Below are 13,327 nucleotides of genomic sequence, written 5' to 3'. Positions count from 1 at the left end.
TTCCTGCAATGACTGAAAATAGTACGGTATCCAGGCGTCAGATTCTGAGCGCGCATCATACAGGCCAGAAAATACGCCGGATCGCTTTCGAAATATATGAACAGAATTTTGAGGAAAGCGGCATTATCATCGCCGGAATAGCGGGTGAAGGATATGCTTTTGCCAAACGGCTGGCAGGAGAGCTGGTGGAAATATCGCCGCTGGACGTTCAACTGATCGAATTACGGTTTGATAAGAATGTACACCAGCAAAGCCCGATCCTGTTTGACCGTGAGCTTAACGTGGAAAACCAGGTCGTGATCGTTGCTGATGATGTCCTCAATACAGGCCGGACGCTCGCGTTCGCGTTGGAACCATTTCTGAAAGTACCGATGAAAAAGGTGCAGGTTGCCGTGATCGTCGACCGTAGCCATCACAAATTCCCGATCCATGCCGATTACGTGGGTTACTCACTCAGTACTACGCTTACCGAGAAAGTGGAAGTTGTTTTGAGTCGTGCGGATGAGGAGGGAGTTTATTTAAAGTGACAGGTATACATTTTTGTCAATTTAATATAGACTGATCTGCATTAGATTGACAAAAATGTATCATTGAGAAAAGCAGAGCTATTTTTGCCCTATTTCACCTCCATAATTTCTAAGATCACACTGGCTCTTCCTGCATTCACAACCGGATTAAATCCGGCCGTCATCAGGAAGTCGCCGGAGTAGATCTGATCTTCTTTGACCGCGCTCTTGGTATCGGGATAGAGGTTCAACTCCTTCACTTTGTATTTTTTTGCCGCATCCAGGCCTTGCAGTCTTACCGCAACGTCCGAACCGGCGCCATTGCGGTTGCTCACCAGGTAGGAGAATACAATCGCCCTATCCTTGTTTTTCGAGGCGAATAACAGGGAAGCAAAATCGTTCTTTTTGGGATCCGCCAACCGGTACAGGTCGCCATGCCAGACGATATCTTTGATCGCATGATATGTTGCCACCGCCTGCTGGCTGAATTGCAGGTCCTTCTCGTTTAAATGGCTCACCACGATGTCATAGCCTAGTTTACCCATCATCGCCACATCGGTGCGGAATTTCAATGGCTGCTTACCCCAGTCGGTCACGTGTGCGCTTTGTGTGAGCGAGGGAAAGAAATAGGAGTATTCCCATTGCATGAAAATACGTTCCAGCGGATCGGTATTATCGCTTGGCCAGAACTCCGTGAAATATTTCAATGCCTCATAATCGACGCGGCCGCCCCCTCCGGAGCAGAGCATCATCGGCACTTTCGGATACTTGGCGCGCAGTTTTTCCAGTACATGATATAAACCCTTCACATAATCCACGTAAAGCTGCGACTGCTTCTGTTTACTCTTTTCAAGATAAGCCGAATGTGCATTGAATGTAATCGCATTGCAATCCCATTTGATGTAAGCGATGCCGGGGTTTTCTGTGAACAGTTTATCGAGCATACCGAAAACGAAGTTTTGCACTTCAGGGTTAGCGAGGTCGAGCGGTAGCTGGTTACGCATATAGTGCTCCGGACGCTGCGGCTGACGGATCACCCAATCAGGATGTTTCTCATACAATTCGCTTTTGGGGTTCACCATTTCCGGTTCTACCCAAATCCCGAATTTGATACCAGCGTTTTGGGCTTCTTTCACCAGGTAACCAATGCCATGCGGTAATTTTTTGACATTCTCCTGCCAGTCGCCCAGGCCGGCCCGGTCATCGTTGCGGGGATATTTGTTGGCAAACCAGCCGTCGTCGAGCAGAAACAGGTCGACACCCAGTTTTTTACCATCTTTGAAGAGCCCGGCTAGTTTTTCTTCATTGAAATCGAAATAGGTGGCCTCCCAGTTGTTCAGCAAGGTCAGGCGGGAACCTTCGCCGTCGAGAATGCGGTATTTTCTGGCCCAGTCGTGGAGATTACGGCTTGCTTCGCCTTTGCCGTTTTCCGAGAAAGTATAGATAAATGATGGTGTTTTAAACTCTTTGCCGGAAGCAAGCGGATATTCGGAGGCATAGTTGTTGATCCCGGCTATCAAACGGAGATTATGGTAGGAATCCACTTCGAAATCCATCCTGAAATTACCCGACCAGGCAAGCGTCCCCAGCAGGACTTTTCCTTCTGTTTCGGTCGCGGGCTGACCAAAGGAAAGTTGAAAACTGGGAGGTTGGAATAGATTAGCCCTTGTACCCAGTTTGGAGTCCAATACCCTGATTCCAGCTGTCAATTGCTCTTCCTCGGGGTTCATTTCCTTTGCCCAGGTTCCGTTGTAATGGGTTAGGTAAAAGTCCTTTCCTGCAAAATAGAGATTAGCGGAAGCATACTTGTTTAAGGTAACTTCTCCTTTTTCACTGCTTTTGATCACGCTCCATTGTTCCACGACGTTTTCGCGAAAGTAGGTTTTGTAGAATAGCGTCACTTCTACTGAATACGCCGGATCTTTAAGCTGAATACTTGTAACAGCTACATTATCACCTTCACGGCGGGTTTGATGGCTGACGTAAACCAGGTCCGTCGACCTGTTCCCGTCTGCGTGCGTAATCTGCAATGCCGGTTCGGAGACACTCCAAGAACCTGCCGGGGTGTAAGCCGAGCTATAGATGCCTGCATTGCCGTCCCGCTGTCTGCTTTGAGAGGTTACGAGTTCGTATTCGGCAGGCTGATTGAGTTTTTTTCCAAAATAGATGATCGACAAATGCTTCTCCCGGTCGGTTTGGAGAACGAGTGCATTTTGGGATGTTTCTACGGGAATAATCACCTGGTTTTGAGCAGTAGATCCAAATGCGTGCAGGCAAAATAATAACAGGAGAATAGGAATGCGCCGGAGAAAATTCATGGGAACGGAATAGTAATGGTTTGCAATAAAAAAGGACCAACCATGGCCGGGTTACTTGCCAGAATTGATCCTGTAAAAGGTTTCAGGGGAGGTCAGGAGAATACCCGCCTCAGTTTGACATTCTCGACGGGGCGGATGATGAGCGGTACCTTCTCGATCTTCACGGAACTGCTGTCGAGACCGAACCATTTGTCTTCCGGTGTCGTGAAGTCTTTCACAAAGAAATAAGTCTTCATTACGAGCTGTTCCAGGAATGGCAGGTCGTTTTCAAACGAGAGGAACCGTTCGAGTACCACAAATCGGAAATCACCGGTGATATTCTGCTTACTCAGGGATTCGTAACGGCTGGTAATGTCCACTTCCTTGTTCAACACCATGTCTTCCACCACTTTTCGGAAGAACATATTGATGCGCTGATCGACGCGGAACCCGAGCCGGAAGTTGATTTTAATCACATTGTCGTGGTTGTCTTCATCGGACAGTACTTTATACTCCATGGTATAGGGATCATCCATAATGTCGACGTGGATGAACCAGTATACGTCGGCCCGTTTCGGGCGTTTTTGGAAAATCGAATAAATCACTTTCGTCTCGATCTCCGTAGCGCGGGAAGCGTTGGTCATGAACACCAGGTGTGTCGTATACTTCGGAATGCTGATATCTCTGCTGAGCTCGTGCAGGGCCGGGAGGTAGGTTTCGAGTTTGGTATATTCAGTAAGACGCAGTTTGATATAAAATGCTTTCAGCCACACGGCCATCAGCCCCGCCACAATCGTACCGACCATGATCGTGAACCAGCCTCCATGAGTGAATTTCAACAGATTGGCGCCCAGGAACATGCCTTCGATGAAGAGGTACAGCAGCATGAACACGATCACGATCCAGAGGTTCACCCGTTTCACGTACAAGTAGTACGAGAAGAGGATCGTCGTCATGATCATCGTCAGCGTGATGGCGAGTCCGTATGCCGCTTCCATATTCGACGATTTACGAAAGAAGAGCACTACTCCGCAGCAGCCAAGCCACAGCAGCCAGTTGATGCTAGGTACGTACAATTGTCCTTTCTGATCGCTCGGGTAGATAAGTCGCACTTTGGGCCAGAAATTCAGCCGGATCGCTTCGGAAATTAAAGTGAATGAGCCCGTTATGACAGCCTGGCTCGCGATAATGGCAGCCAGTGTAGCGATAACAACGCCAGGCAGCAGCCACCATTCCGGCATGATTTCATAAAAAGGTTTGCGGGCATCCAGCAGATTACCCATTTCAGTAAGCAACCACGCGCCCTGGCCGAAGTAATTTAGCAGAAGACATATCTTGACGAAAATCCAGCTGATACGAATGTTCTCGCGGCCGCAGTGGCCCAGATCGGAATAAAGTGCCTCAGCCCCGGTAGTACAGAGGAACACGGCACCCAGCATCCAGAAGCCTCCCGGATGTTTGGTAAGCAGGTCATAGCCATACATCGGATTGAGGGCTCTCAGGATCTCGGGATGATCCTTGATCTGGTTCAGACCCAGCACGCCCAGCATCACAAACCAGGTGACCATCAGCGGGCCAAACGCACGGCCTACGACTTTCGTACCAAAGGCCTGGATGACAAAGATCATCGTGAGGATCGCGATGACGATCGGAACTGTCTGGATATTAGGATACAATAATTGTAAACCTTCTACCGCGGAAGAAACGGAAATGGGGGGGGTGATTACCCCGTCGGCAAGCAGTGTACTTCCGCCGATCACTGCGGGAACGGTAAGCCACTTAGCGTGCTTTCGAACCAGCGCGTACAATGCGAAAATACCACCTTCTCCGCGGTTATCGGCCCGGAGGATCAGGATCACGTATTTGATGGTGGTCTGGAGTGTGAGTGTCCAGAAGATGCAGGAGATAGCCCCGTAGATAATCTCTTCGGTAATGAGCTCATTCATGATGATCGCCTGCATTACATAGAGTGGCGACGTCCCGATGTCTCCGTATATAATACCGAACGCCACCAGTAAACCGGCTGCCGTTACCTTGTCAACTTTGTGTTTTGATTCCATCCACCTATTTTAAGAAAACGGCGAAAGTTAGGAAACCGCTTGCAAAGAAGATATTATGGAATCGAAATTTAATTTGTTGAGTGATGCTTAACCTCCGAACGTATTGTAAAGCAGGTAGCCATTTAACCCGATAATAATCAAAGCGATGGTCCAGCTCAGCATGCTAACCGGGCGGGAGTTGGCAAAACGTCCCATGATTTTGCTGTTGGATGTGAAAAATACCAGCGGTACCACTGCGAAGCTCAACTGCAACGACAGGATAACCTGGCTGAATACCAGCAGCTCCGCCGTGCCTCTTTCTCCATACAGGTAGGATATGATCAACGCCGGAATGATGGCGATGCCCCGGGTAAGCAAGCGACGTATCCAGGGTTTTAGCCGGATGTTCAGAAAGCCCTCCATGACGATCTGCCCGGCAAGTGTACCGGTGAGAGTGGAGCTTTGGCCGGAGGCCAGTAAAGCCAGCGCAAAGAAGATACCGGCCAGACTAACCCCCAGAACAGGGTCGAGCAGATGATAGGCGTCGGTAATATCGGCAATTTCAAAATGGCCGTTAGCGTGGAATGCAGATGCCGCCAGGATCAGAATGGAGGCATTGATAAAAAATGCCAGGGCAAGTGATACGGTCGAATCAATGGTTGCGAAACGGATAGCCGAGCGTTTTCCTTCCTCGTCTTTCTTGAAATTGCGTGTTTGTACAATGCTGGAATGCAGGTACAGGTTGTGGGGCATTACCGTAGCGCCGAGAATACCGATGGCAATGTAGAGCATGCCGGGGTTGGTTACGATCTCCTTTTTGGGCAGCAAACCACCCATGATCCCTGACAATGAAGGTTGTGAAACAATCATTTCATACAAAAAACACAGCAAGATGAGGCTCATCAGCCCTGCGACAATGCTTTCGATGATGCGGAAACCTTTTTGCTGAAAGTACAGCACAACCAGCACATCAAAGGCGGTGAAGAGTACACCAATAGGAAGCGGCAAGCCAAATAGGAGATTCAACGCAATGGCCGATCCAATGACTTCGGCAAGGTCCGTGGCTGCAATGGCTATTTCTGAAAGTATCCAGAGTACAAATGAAACGGGGCGGGAATAGTAATCGCGGCAAGCCTGGGCGAGATCGCGACCGGACGCAATGCCCAGTTTGAGTGACAAATGCTGTAAAAGCATCGCGAACAGGTTGGATATCAGGATGACGGAAAGCAATTTATATCCGAAACGGGAGCCGCCTTCGATGTCTGTTGCCCAGTTGCCGGGGTCGATATAACCTACCGCGACCATCAGGCCAGGCCCGGTAAACGCAGCCAGTTTTTTCCAGAAACCAGCTCCTTCAGGTACGGCAATCGAGGAGTGTACTTCCGAAAGCGACCGGAGTTGGTGGCCTTCATCTGAGGTTTTCTCTTGCAAGGATCTATTTATCTTTAAATCGTCAATCATTTTCTGTGTCTCCGAAATAAACAATTTAGTTTGCTGAAAACAAAGATAAGGAAATTCTTAATATATTTTTAGGTTAGTCTAAATTTTTTATTTTACGGATTGGAAGTCGTACTTTTGCCAGATATCAAGACTGGTAACCGGGGCTCATTGGCAATGCAGAATTCCTTCACAGAAGAAAATTACTTAAAGATCATCCATTCACTTTCCGGTCGCGACGGGGTGGAGGTAAGCACGAACGCGCTGGCCGAAAGCACATCTACGCGCGCGGCTTCCGTAACAGACATGTTGCGCAAGCTGGCCGACAAGGGTTTGATCCACTATAAAAAGTACCAGGGCGTAACGCTTACCGAAACGGGAGAAAAAGTGGCGATCAAAGTAATCCGCAAGCACAGGCTGTGGGAGGTATTCCTGGTGGAGAAACTGGGTTTTGGCTGGGATGAGGTACACGATATCGCCGAAGAGCTGGAACATATCCCCTCTGAAGTGCTGGTTGAAAAGCTCGACACCTTTCTCGGACATCCCAAATTCGACCCGCATGGCGACCCGATACCGGATGCGAAAGGCAACCTTACCGAGCCGGATTATCGTTTGCTGACCGACGTTACGGTAGGCGAAAAAGTGCTGATGATGGGAGTGTTGGACCATGCGCCGTCGTTTTTACAGCACCTCGACCGGTCGGGGATTACACTGGGTTCGGTAATCGAAGTGAAAGAAATCAATGAATATGATAAGTCGGCCTCTGTACAGATTAATGCAGGGCAGACGTTGTTTATCAGTCTCGAGGTGTCCAAAAATCTGCTGGTACAGCCGATGAGACCCTAGCCAGCCATGAAATTTAAAATACTCGATCGCTATCTGATCAAAAACTTTCTGATAACCTACGTTTTCGTGGCATTCGTCATCGTGCTGATTATCTGTATGATCGACTATACGGAGAAAGTAGACGACTTCCTGGATAAAAAGGCGCCGTTACAGGAGATCCTGATCGACTATTATCTCAATCTTATTCCTTACTGGATCAACTACATCAGTCCGCTGATGGTTTTTATAGCGACGGTTTTCTTCACATCGCGTATAGCGGCACGTACGGAGATCGTCGCGATGCTCAGCAGCGGGATCAGTTTTATGCGGATGCTGCTGCCTTACATGGCCGGCGCCGTGGTGCTGGGGATAGTGACCTTCATCCAGGTGGGCTGGGTTTTACCGAAGGCCAACAAAATCCGGAATAGTTTTGAAAAAACCTATGTGAAAAACGAGTACTATTTCAGCGGGCACAACGTGCACATTACGATCGCGCCGGATGTTTACGCCTACCTGGAAAGTTACAATACGACGACGCAGACCGGCAATAAGTTTACTATGGAGACGATCAAGGGGACCAAACTTTTGCAAAAGTTTTACGCCGATAAGATCGTCTGGCAGCCTGCCAAGAAGAAATGGACATTGCAAAACTACCAGGTAAGGACGCTCGACAGCCTTGGAGAGCAGCTGAGCCGTGGAATGGCCATCGACACGACTATCAATCTTTCACCCGAGGATTTTGAGAGCGATTACAATCTCTTCGAAACCTTCACGCTTCCGGAACTCAATGCTTACATCGATCTGCTGAAAAGCCGCGGGGCCGACGGGCTGGAAGTATACCTGATCGAAAAGTACACCCGCTTTACCCAGCCTTTTGCAATTCTTATTCTCACCGCCATTGGAGTGATTGTTTCGGCCCGTAAAAGCCGCCGCGGGGTAGGCTGGCAGATCGCGCTGGGTTTCATGCTTGCCTTCATTTATATTCTTTTCTTCCTGTTGTCCAAGGGCGTGGCCGAGGCGGGAACTATCAATACGCTTTTCGCCGTGTGGTTGCCCAACATCGTCTTTTCCCTGATCGGTGTGGTTTTGTATAAAACATTACCCAGATAATATGCTGTCCGCCAATTCAGTCCGTTCCTATCTGCACTTGCATTTCCTGGTGTTGATCTGGGGTTTCACGGCCATTGTGGGGTTGATGGTGTCGATATCGCCGGTTGCACTGGTTTTGTACCGCACATTGCTGGCGGCTCTCGGGTTGGGAGTTGTAATCCTGTTCAGACAAAAAAGTTTCGCTGCCAACACTAGCGATCTTGTCAAAATGCTGGCAGTAGGTTTTGTGTTGTCGGCACATTGGATGCTGTTTTTTGCATCCGCGCGTGTATCCACAGCATCGGTATGCCTGGCGGGAATGGCGACCACCTCGCTTTGGACAAGTTTGCTTGAACCGCTGGTCAACAAGCGGCGGGTAAGTCCGCTGGAAGTAGGATTAGGTGTGCTGGCCTTTGCCGGGCTGTATGTAGTGTTCCGTTTTGAATTTGATCATGCATTGGGTTTAATGCTGGCAGTGGCTTCGGCGGTTCTTGCAGCGACATTTACAGTAGCGAATAGCAGGCTCGTGCAGCGAATCGATGCCTATGTGATCACTTTCTATGAGATGATAGGGGCCACATTGTTTTCACTGCTGTTCCTGGTGATTGCAGAGTACAGGGATTGGAACGGAGGAGCTCCATTTATTCCGGCACCGGCTGACTGGGTCTGGATACTATTCCTTGCGTTCATTTGCACGGTTTATGCCAGTACGATGGCTACGCAGCTGATGAAGCAGTTTTCCGCCTATCTGATCAATCTTACGATCAATCTGGAACCGGTTTACGGAATCGCACTGGCTTTTTTCATTTTCGGGGAAAAGGAGCGGATGACGCAGGGGTTTTATATGGGAACATTACTGATCCTGCTGGCTGTGTTATTGTACCCGCTGCTGACGAGCAGCATTTTAAAGAACAACAACCGGAAAATAATTGAGACAGGGAAATAGGCCTTATTAATACCGCCGGTGGTATGAAAAGGAGCATATTAACTTATTACTGCTATTTTTGTCGATTCAACCAACAGGGTGACATATGAATCCAGCTCGTTTACTTTTAGTCATACCATGCTACAATGAAGAGGCGATCCTGTATCTGACGTATGCTAAATTAAACACGTACTTCAAAGGAATCAAGAAGCAAGGGCTCATTGCGGAGGACAGTCGCATCTGTTTTATCAATGATGGCAGTCGGGACAAAACCTGGGCCATTATTGAAGATCTTTGCAGTAAAGACCCGGACATCATCGGCGTTGGGTTATCGCGGAATTTCGGGCACCAAAGCGCAATTATGGCCGGTCTGGAAAAGCATGTCGATCAATTCGATTGCTTTGTCACCATCGACGCGGATCTTCAGGACGATATCAACGCGATCACGGCCATGATCGAAAAGCACCGGGAAGGGGCAATGGTGGTATACGGTGTCCGCAGTGACAGAACTTCCGATACCTGGTTCAAGCGATTTACAGCCGAAGGTTTTTATGTATTGATGCAAAAAATGGGTGTGCCGGTGGTTTTCAATCATGCAGATTTCCGGCTGATGGACCAGCGTGTTCTGAAAGAACTGGGGAACTTCCGCGAAATCAATATGTTCCTCCGCGGTATCGTGCCGCTGATCGGTTTCCGGAATGAGAAAGTCTTTTACAGTCGTCTCGAGCGGGAAGCGGGCGAGACGAAATACCCGCTGAGCAAAATGCTGCTCTTCGCATGGAATGGCATCACTTCATTTTCGACATTCCCGATGCGGCTGGTATTGTATTTTGGGTTTGCCAACTTTTTTATCGCGATGGCGATCGTGGTGTATATCCTTTTTTCATTCCTGATCGGCCATACTGTACCAGGTTGGACGTCTACGATGCTTCCGCTCACTTTTTTTAGCGGCTTCAACATGATGGCGCTCGGACTGATCGGGGAGTACATCGGAAAGATCTACGAAGAAGTAAAAGGCCGTCCGCGCTATATTATAGAAAAAACTGTCAATGAATAGATTATATAAAAAATACCGGGTTGTTGGGAACTGGATCAACATTCTCCTGATGCTGACCGTGCTGGTACCGTTGCTGGCGCTTTCCTATTTTAACCATCCCTCGCCGGCCGACGATTTTTGCTACATCGACACTGTATTCAAAATTGGCTGGTTCGAAGCCATGAAGCTGTATTATACCGAATGGACGGGCCGTTACTTCGGTATTTTCCTCAATCATACTAACCCGCTTCTGTTTCATTCCATCACTGGTTTCAAGGTACTGCCCGTCGTACTGCTTTTCGGGATGGTGTTTGCCTTGTACAGTTTGTTCAGGCACCTTACTCCGACTTTGTCGCGGCTGGCGCATTTGGGGTTCGCGGGTGCGGTTTTCTTTTTATACATTCTAAAAATGGCCAGTATCGTGGAGGCATTCTACTGGATGGCCGCATTTGTGACCTACACCGTTCCTAATATCCTTACCCTGCTTTGGATCGTACTTGTATTGCGCTGGTACCGGCAGGACACACAACCCGCCAAGATATTTGTGGGGGTGCTTTCCGGCTTTCTGATTTTTGCCGTTATCGGAAGCAGTGAAACTAACCTGCTTATCATGATTTTGCTGGTTGGGGCGTGGCTGGCTTACCGCTTGCTGTTTAACAGGAAAATAGACGCTTTTATGGTGGCTATGCTGCTGGTTACAGCGGCTTCCTGCTACTTTTATTTTGCGTCACCGGGTAATGCGGCGCGCATTGGAGGAAATCCGCTGGGAGGCAACATGCCGTTTTCTGTTATTTCATCTTTTCAAAAGCTGGCGTTTCTTGGCTATGACTGGATCTTCCGGACGCCCCTGCTGTTCTTCTCCCTGGCGTGGCTGTTTGTGCTGTCGCGTATGTCGGAAGGTGCCCGGAACTACTTTTCGATCCCCGTCTGGTATGCGGTATTGTTATTTACAGGTGTACTTTCCGCTCAGTTGTTTCCTTCCTATTACGGGGTGGGAATCGAGCCTACGCCCCGCGTGATCAACTGTGTTTACTTCTTCTTTCTGATCGGGTGGTTTTACGTCATCGGCGTTATTTTCCATTATTTCAGAAAGCGGAGAATCACATTGTTGCAGCTCACCACACCCCGGTATGGTATCGTCTATGGTATTTTGCTGGTGTCGGTCGGGCTATCGTTCCTCCGTAGCAATAATGTGAGAATGGTTTACACCGATCTGATCAAAGGTAAGGCAGCCGCATTCGATAAAGAGATGTACCAGCGTTATGCGTTGCTCAAAAGCTCTAAGGAAAATATTCTCTATCTGCCGCCGGTCCGTTCCAAGCCGATATCCATCTTTCTCGACGATGATATCAAGACGGACAGCAGTCACTGGTGGAACAAATGTACCGCTGGTTATTTTGGTAAAAAGGCCATTTACATGAAAGATACCGAAAGTGAACAATAGCATTAAGAAGCCGCTTGCTGTTTTAGTGATGGCATTACCGGTGCTGGTCTGGATTGCAGTTATCCTGTATTATTCGGTCAATCTGCCGTGGTATGACGATTTTGATCCTTTTCCCGACTTCCTGCATAAATGGATAACCAGCAATGCGCTTCCTGAAAAACTGAAACTACTTTTTCAGCCGAATAATGAACACCGGATGGTGATCGGAAAGCTGGTTACAGTGCTCTATTATTGGATTACGGGACACCTCAATTTTACATTTCTGCACATTGCCGGCGCGTGTTTTACACTGGGTACCCTGGTGGTATTCTGGCGTGCATTCCAGCGGGCCAGGCTCAGCGCCTGGTATTTTTTACCGGTACCTTTCCTGCTTTTTCAACTTCAATATCACCTGATCTTCCTTTGGGCGATATGCGGACTGCAGCATCAGCCGGTTGTCTTCTTTGTATGCCTCTCAATGTTTCTGTTATCGGGTAACCGTTTTGCGGGCGCATCGCTCGCGGGCGTATGCGCCACGTACGCGATGAGCAGTGGGATTTTCGTGTGGCCTGCGGGTGTGATGATACTGCTCTTGCGATCGCAATACAAACAGCTGGCCGGCTGGTTGTTTATCGGTGCGTTGGCGGTGGGATTGTATTTCTACGGGATGTCGGCACAGGGCAATGAGTCCAGTTTCGCATTTTTTGTAAAGTACCCGCATTTGTCTGTCCTGGGCTTCTTCGCATTCCTGGGCGGATTGTTTGATGTCCTTCCGGAAAAATCGATCGTCGTGCGTTCGACGTTGCCGGTGCTGATGGCCTTCTTTGTGATGATATGGGTCACGATCTGGCTTTATCGGCAACTTGTTCCCTGGTTGGGCAGAACATTCAGGCAGACAAAAACACCAGATGCTACTGACCGTATGTCGGACGTCGAAGCGTTTCTGCTGGGTATTCTGACCTTTCTGCTTGTCGAAGCACTGGTCATCGGCTTACTTCGTCCCCGCTTCGGGTTCAATGTGATGATTGTGAGCAACTACAAGATATATCCTGCGTTGTTTTTAGCAGTGGCCTATCTTTCATTCATTGTTTCAACCCAAAATGAGCATGCGAGGAAAAGAGCGCTACGACTGGCCGCTTTTCTGGGGATTATCATCTGGGGTGTCTCGATCTACACCTATCTGCCGGTGATTACCGAGCGAAGAAAGTACTATACCGTAAACGGATATAACCAGGAGTATAATGGCTTCGGTTTGGGCCACGTACCCTATTCAGAGGCTGCGGAATATGTAGATAAACTGATGAAAAACCTGGTAAAAATGGGTGTTTATTCGTATCCGAAGGAAGGAAATGAGCTGGGACGCCAGGTGCATGCGTTCACGAAGCCATTCCCGGTGACAAGACCGGTCACCGTTACGCATCGCGAAAAAGGCATTCATCTGAACGACGCGGAAGGAGGCGTTTCTCCGGCCAGATCGAACGGGGAGTATGCTTTCATTCGAAATGCGCATCGCTTATATTTCTTTAAAATGGAACCACATAAGTATACCGGACGAAATGTTTTCCGGCAATACGATAAGGGTTCCGATATAGAAATACCGCACGCCTCATTACTCCCTGGAACGTACGATCTGGGCATAGTGAATGTCTCAGGAGGCTTGCTGGACGGAGGTATTCTTGGAAAAGTGACAATCCCTTAAATAAACGAATGTTTCGATAATGCATCGAAAGGTGTATTTTTGCCGCTACTG

At 48.6% G+C, this 13,327-nt stretch carries 10 protein-coding genes; 7 read left to right on the top strand and 3 right to left on the bottom strand.

Going from position 1 to position 13,327, the window contains the following annotated elements:
• The first annotated feature begins 8 nt into the window (after positions 1 to 8).
• On the top strand, positions 9 to 527 hold the full coding sequence (locus BP71_RS12430) for a phosphoribosyltransferase family protein (RefSeq protein ID WP_496379605.1): 519 nt from the start codon (positions 9 to 11) through the stop codon (positions 525 to 527).
• Positions 528 to 616: 89 nt separating this feature from the next.
• Here BP71_RS12430 and BP71_RS12425 read toward each other — a convergent pair whose 3' ends face one another.
• From BP71_RS12425 to BP71_RS12415, 3 genes are all read right to left on the bottom strand, one after another.
• Positions 617 to 2,824: an alpha-galactosidase gene (locus BP71_RS12425; RefSeq protein ID WP_496379603.1), complete on the bottom strand. Its 2,208-nt coding sequence runs from the start codon at positions 2,822 to 2,824 to the stop codon at positions 617 to 619.
• A 92-nt stretch (positions 2,825 to 2,916) separates the two neighbouring features.
• Positions 2,917 to 4,863, bottom strand: a complete 1,947-nt coding sequence (locus BP71_RS12420) for a KUP/HAK/KT family potassium transporter (protein WP_496379601.1) — start codon at positions 4,861 to 4,863, stop codon at positions 2,917 to 2,919.
• A gap of 87 nt (positions 4,864 to 4,950) precedes the next feature.
• A complete protein-coding gene (locus tag BP71_RS12415) occupies positions 4,951 to 6,303 on the bottom strand; it encodes an Nramp family divalent metal transporter (RefSeq protein ID WP_496379599.1) in 1,353 nt (450 codons plus the stop codon).
• 153 nt (positions 6,304 to 6,456) lie between these two features.
• Between BP71_RS12415 and BP71_RS12410 the strand changes: the two genes are divergently transcribed.
• The 6 genes from BP71_RS12410 to BP71_RS12385 all read left to right on the top strand — a co-directional run bounded on the left by BP71_RS12410 (position 6,457) and on the right by BP71_RS12385 (position 13,276).
• Positions 6,457 to 7,125: a metal-dependent transcriptional regulator gene (locus BP71_RS12410; protein WP_496380587.1), complete on the top strand. Its 669-nt coding sequence runs from the start codon at positions 6,457 to 6,459 to the stop codon at positions 7,123 to 7,125.
• Positions 7,126 to 7,131: 6 nt separating this feature from the next.
• Positions 7,132 to 8,214 carry an LptF/LptG family permease gene (locus BP71_RS12405; protein WP_496379597.1) on the top strand — a complete coding sequence of 361 codons (1,083 nt, stop codon included), beginning with the start codon at positions 7,132 to 7,134 and terminating at the stop codon, positions 8,212 to 8,214.
• A 1-nt stretch (position 8,215) separates the two neighbouring features.
• Positions 8,216 to 9,139: a DMT family transporter gene (locus BP71_RS12400; RefSeq protein ID WP_496379595.1), complete on the top strand. Its 924-nt coding sequence runs from the start codon at positions 8,216 to 8,218 to the stop codon at positions 9,137 to 9,139.
• Positions 9,140 to 9,224: 85 nt separating this feature from the next.
• Entirely contained in the window at positions 9,225 to 10,175 is a 951-nt protein-coding gene (locus tag BP71_RS12395) for a glycosyltransferase family 2 protein (protein ID WP_496379593.1), read from the top strand.
• A complete protein-coding gene (locus BP71_RS12390) occupies positions 10,168 to 11,598 on the top strand; it encodes a DUF6056 family protein (protein ID WP_496379591.1) in 1,431 nt (476 codons plus the stop codon). Before BP71_RS12395 ends, BP71_RS12390 begins: the two co-directional genes overlap by 8 nt.
• Positions 11,588 to 13,276 (top strand): glycosyltransferase family protein, encoded by a 1,689-nt coding sequence (locus BP71_RS12385; RefSeq protein ID WP_496379589.1) that lies wholly within the window; start codon positions 11,588 to 11,590, stop codon positions 13,274 to 13,276. The genes BP71_RS12390 and BP71_RS12385 overlap by 11 nt, the downstream gene beginning before the upstream one ends.
• Positions 13,277 to 13,327 lie beyond the last annotated feature (51 nt).

This window comes from Dyadobacter ginsengisoli DSM 21015 (assembly GCF_059568735.1).
Note: the sequence above shows the minus strand (reverse complement) of the source record. Positions and strands in the feature narration are given on the sequence as shown.

What these genes read in the sequence shown, in the direction of transcription:
- BP71_RS12430 (WP_496379605.1), top strand. Translation starts at nt 9, where the DNA reads ATGACTGAAAATAGTACGGTATCCAGGCGTCAGATTCTGAGCGCGCAT.
- BP71_RS12425 (WP_496379603.1), bottom strand. Translation starts at nt 2,824, where the DNA reads ATGAATTTTCTCCGGCGCATTCCTATTCTCCTGTTATTATTTTGCCTG.
- BP71_RS12420 (WP_496379601.1), bottom strand. Translation starts at nt 4,863, where the DNA reads ATGGAATCAAAACACAAAGTTGACAAGGTAACGGCAGCCGGTTTACTG.
- BP71_RS12415 (WP_496379599.1), bottom strand. Translation starts at nt 6,303, where the DNA reads ATGATTGACGATTTAAAGATAAATAGATCCTTGCAAGAGAAAACCTCA.
- BP71_RS12410 (WP_496380587.1), top strand. Translation starts at nt 6,457, where the DNA reads ATGCAGAATTCCTTCACAGAAGAAAATTACTTAAAGATCATCCATTCA.
- BP71_RS12405 (WP_496379597.1), top strand. Translation starts at nt 7,132, where the DNA reads ATGAAATTTAAAATACTCGATCGCTATCTGATCAAAAACTTTCTGATA.
- BP71_RS12400 (WP_496379595.1), top strand. Translation starts at nt 8,216, where the DNA reads ATGCTGTCCGCCAATTCAGTCCGTTCCTATCTGCACTTGCATTTCCTG.
- BP71_RS12395 (WP_496379593.1), top strand. Translation starts at nt 9,225, where the DNA reads ATGAATCCAGCTCGTTTACTTTTAGTCATACCATGCTACAATGAAGAG.
- BP71_RS12390 (WP_496379591.1), top strand. Translation starts at nt 10,168, where the DNA reads ATGAATAGATTATATAAAAAATACCGGGTTGTTGGGAACTGGATCAAC.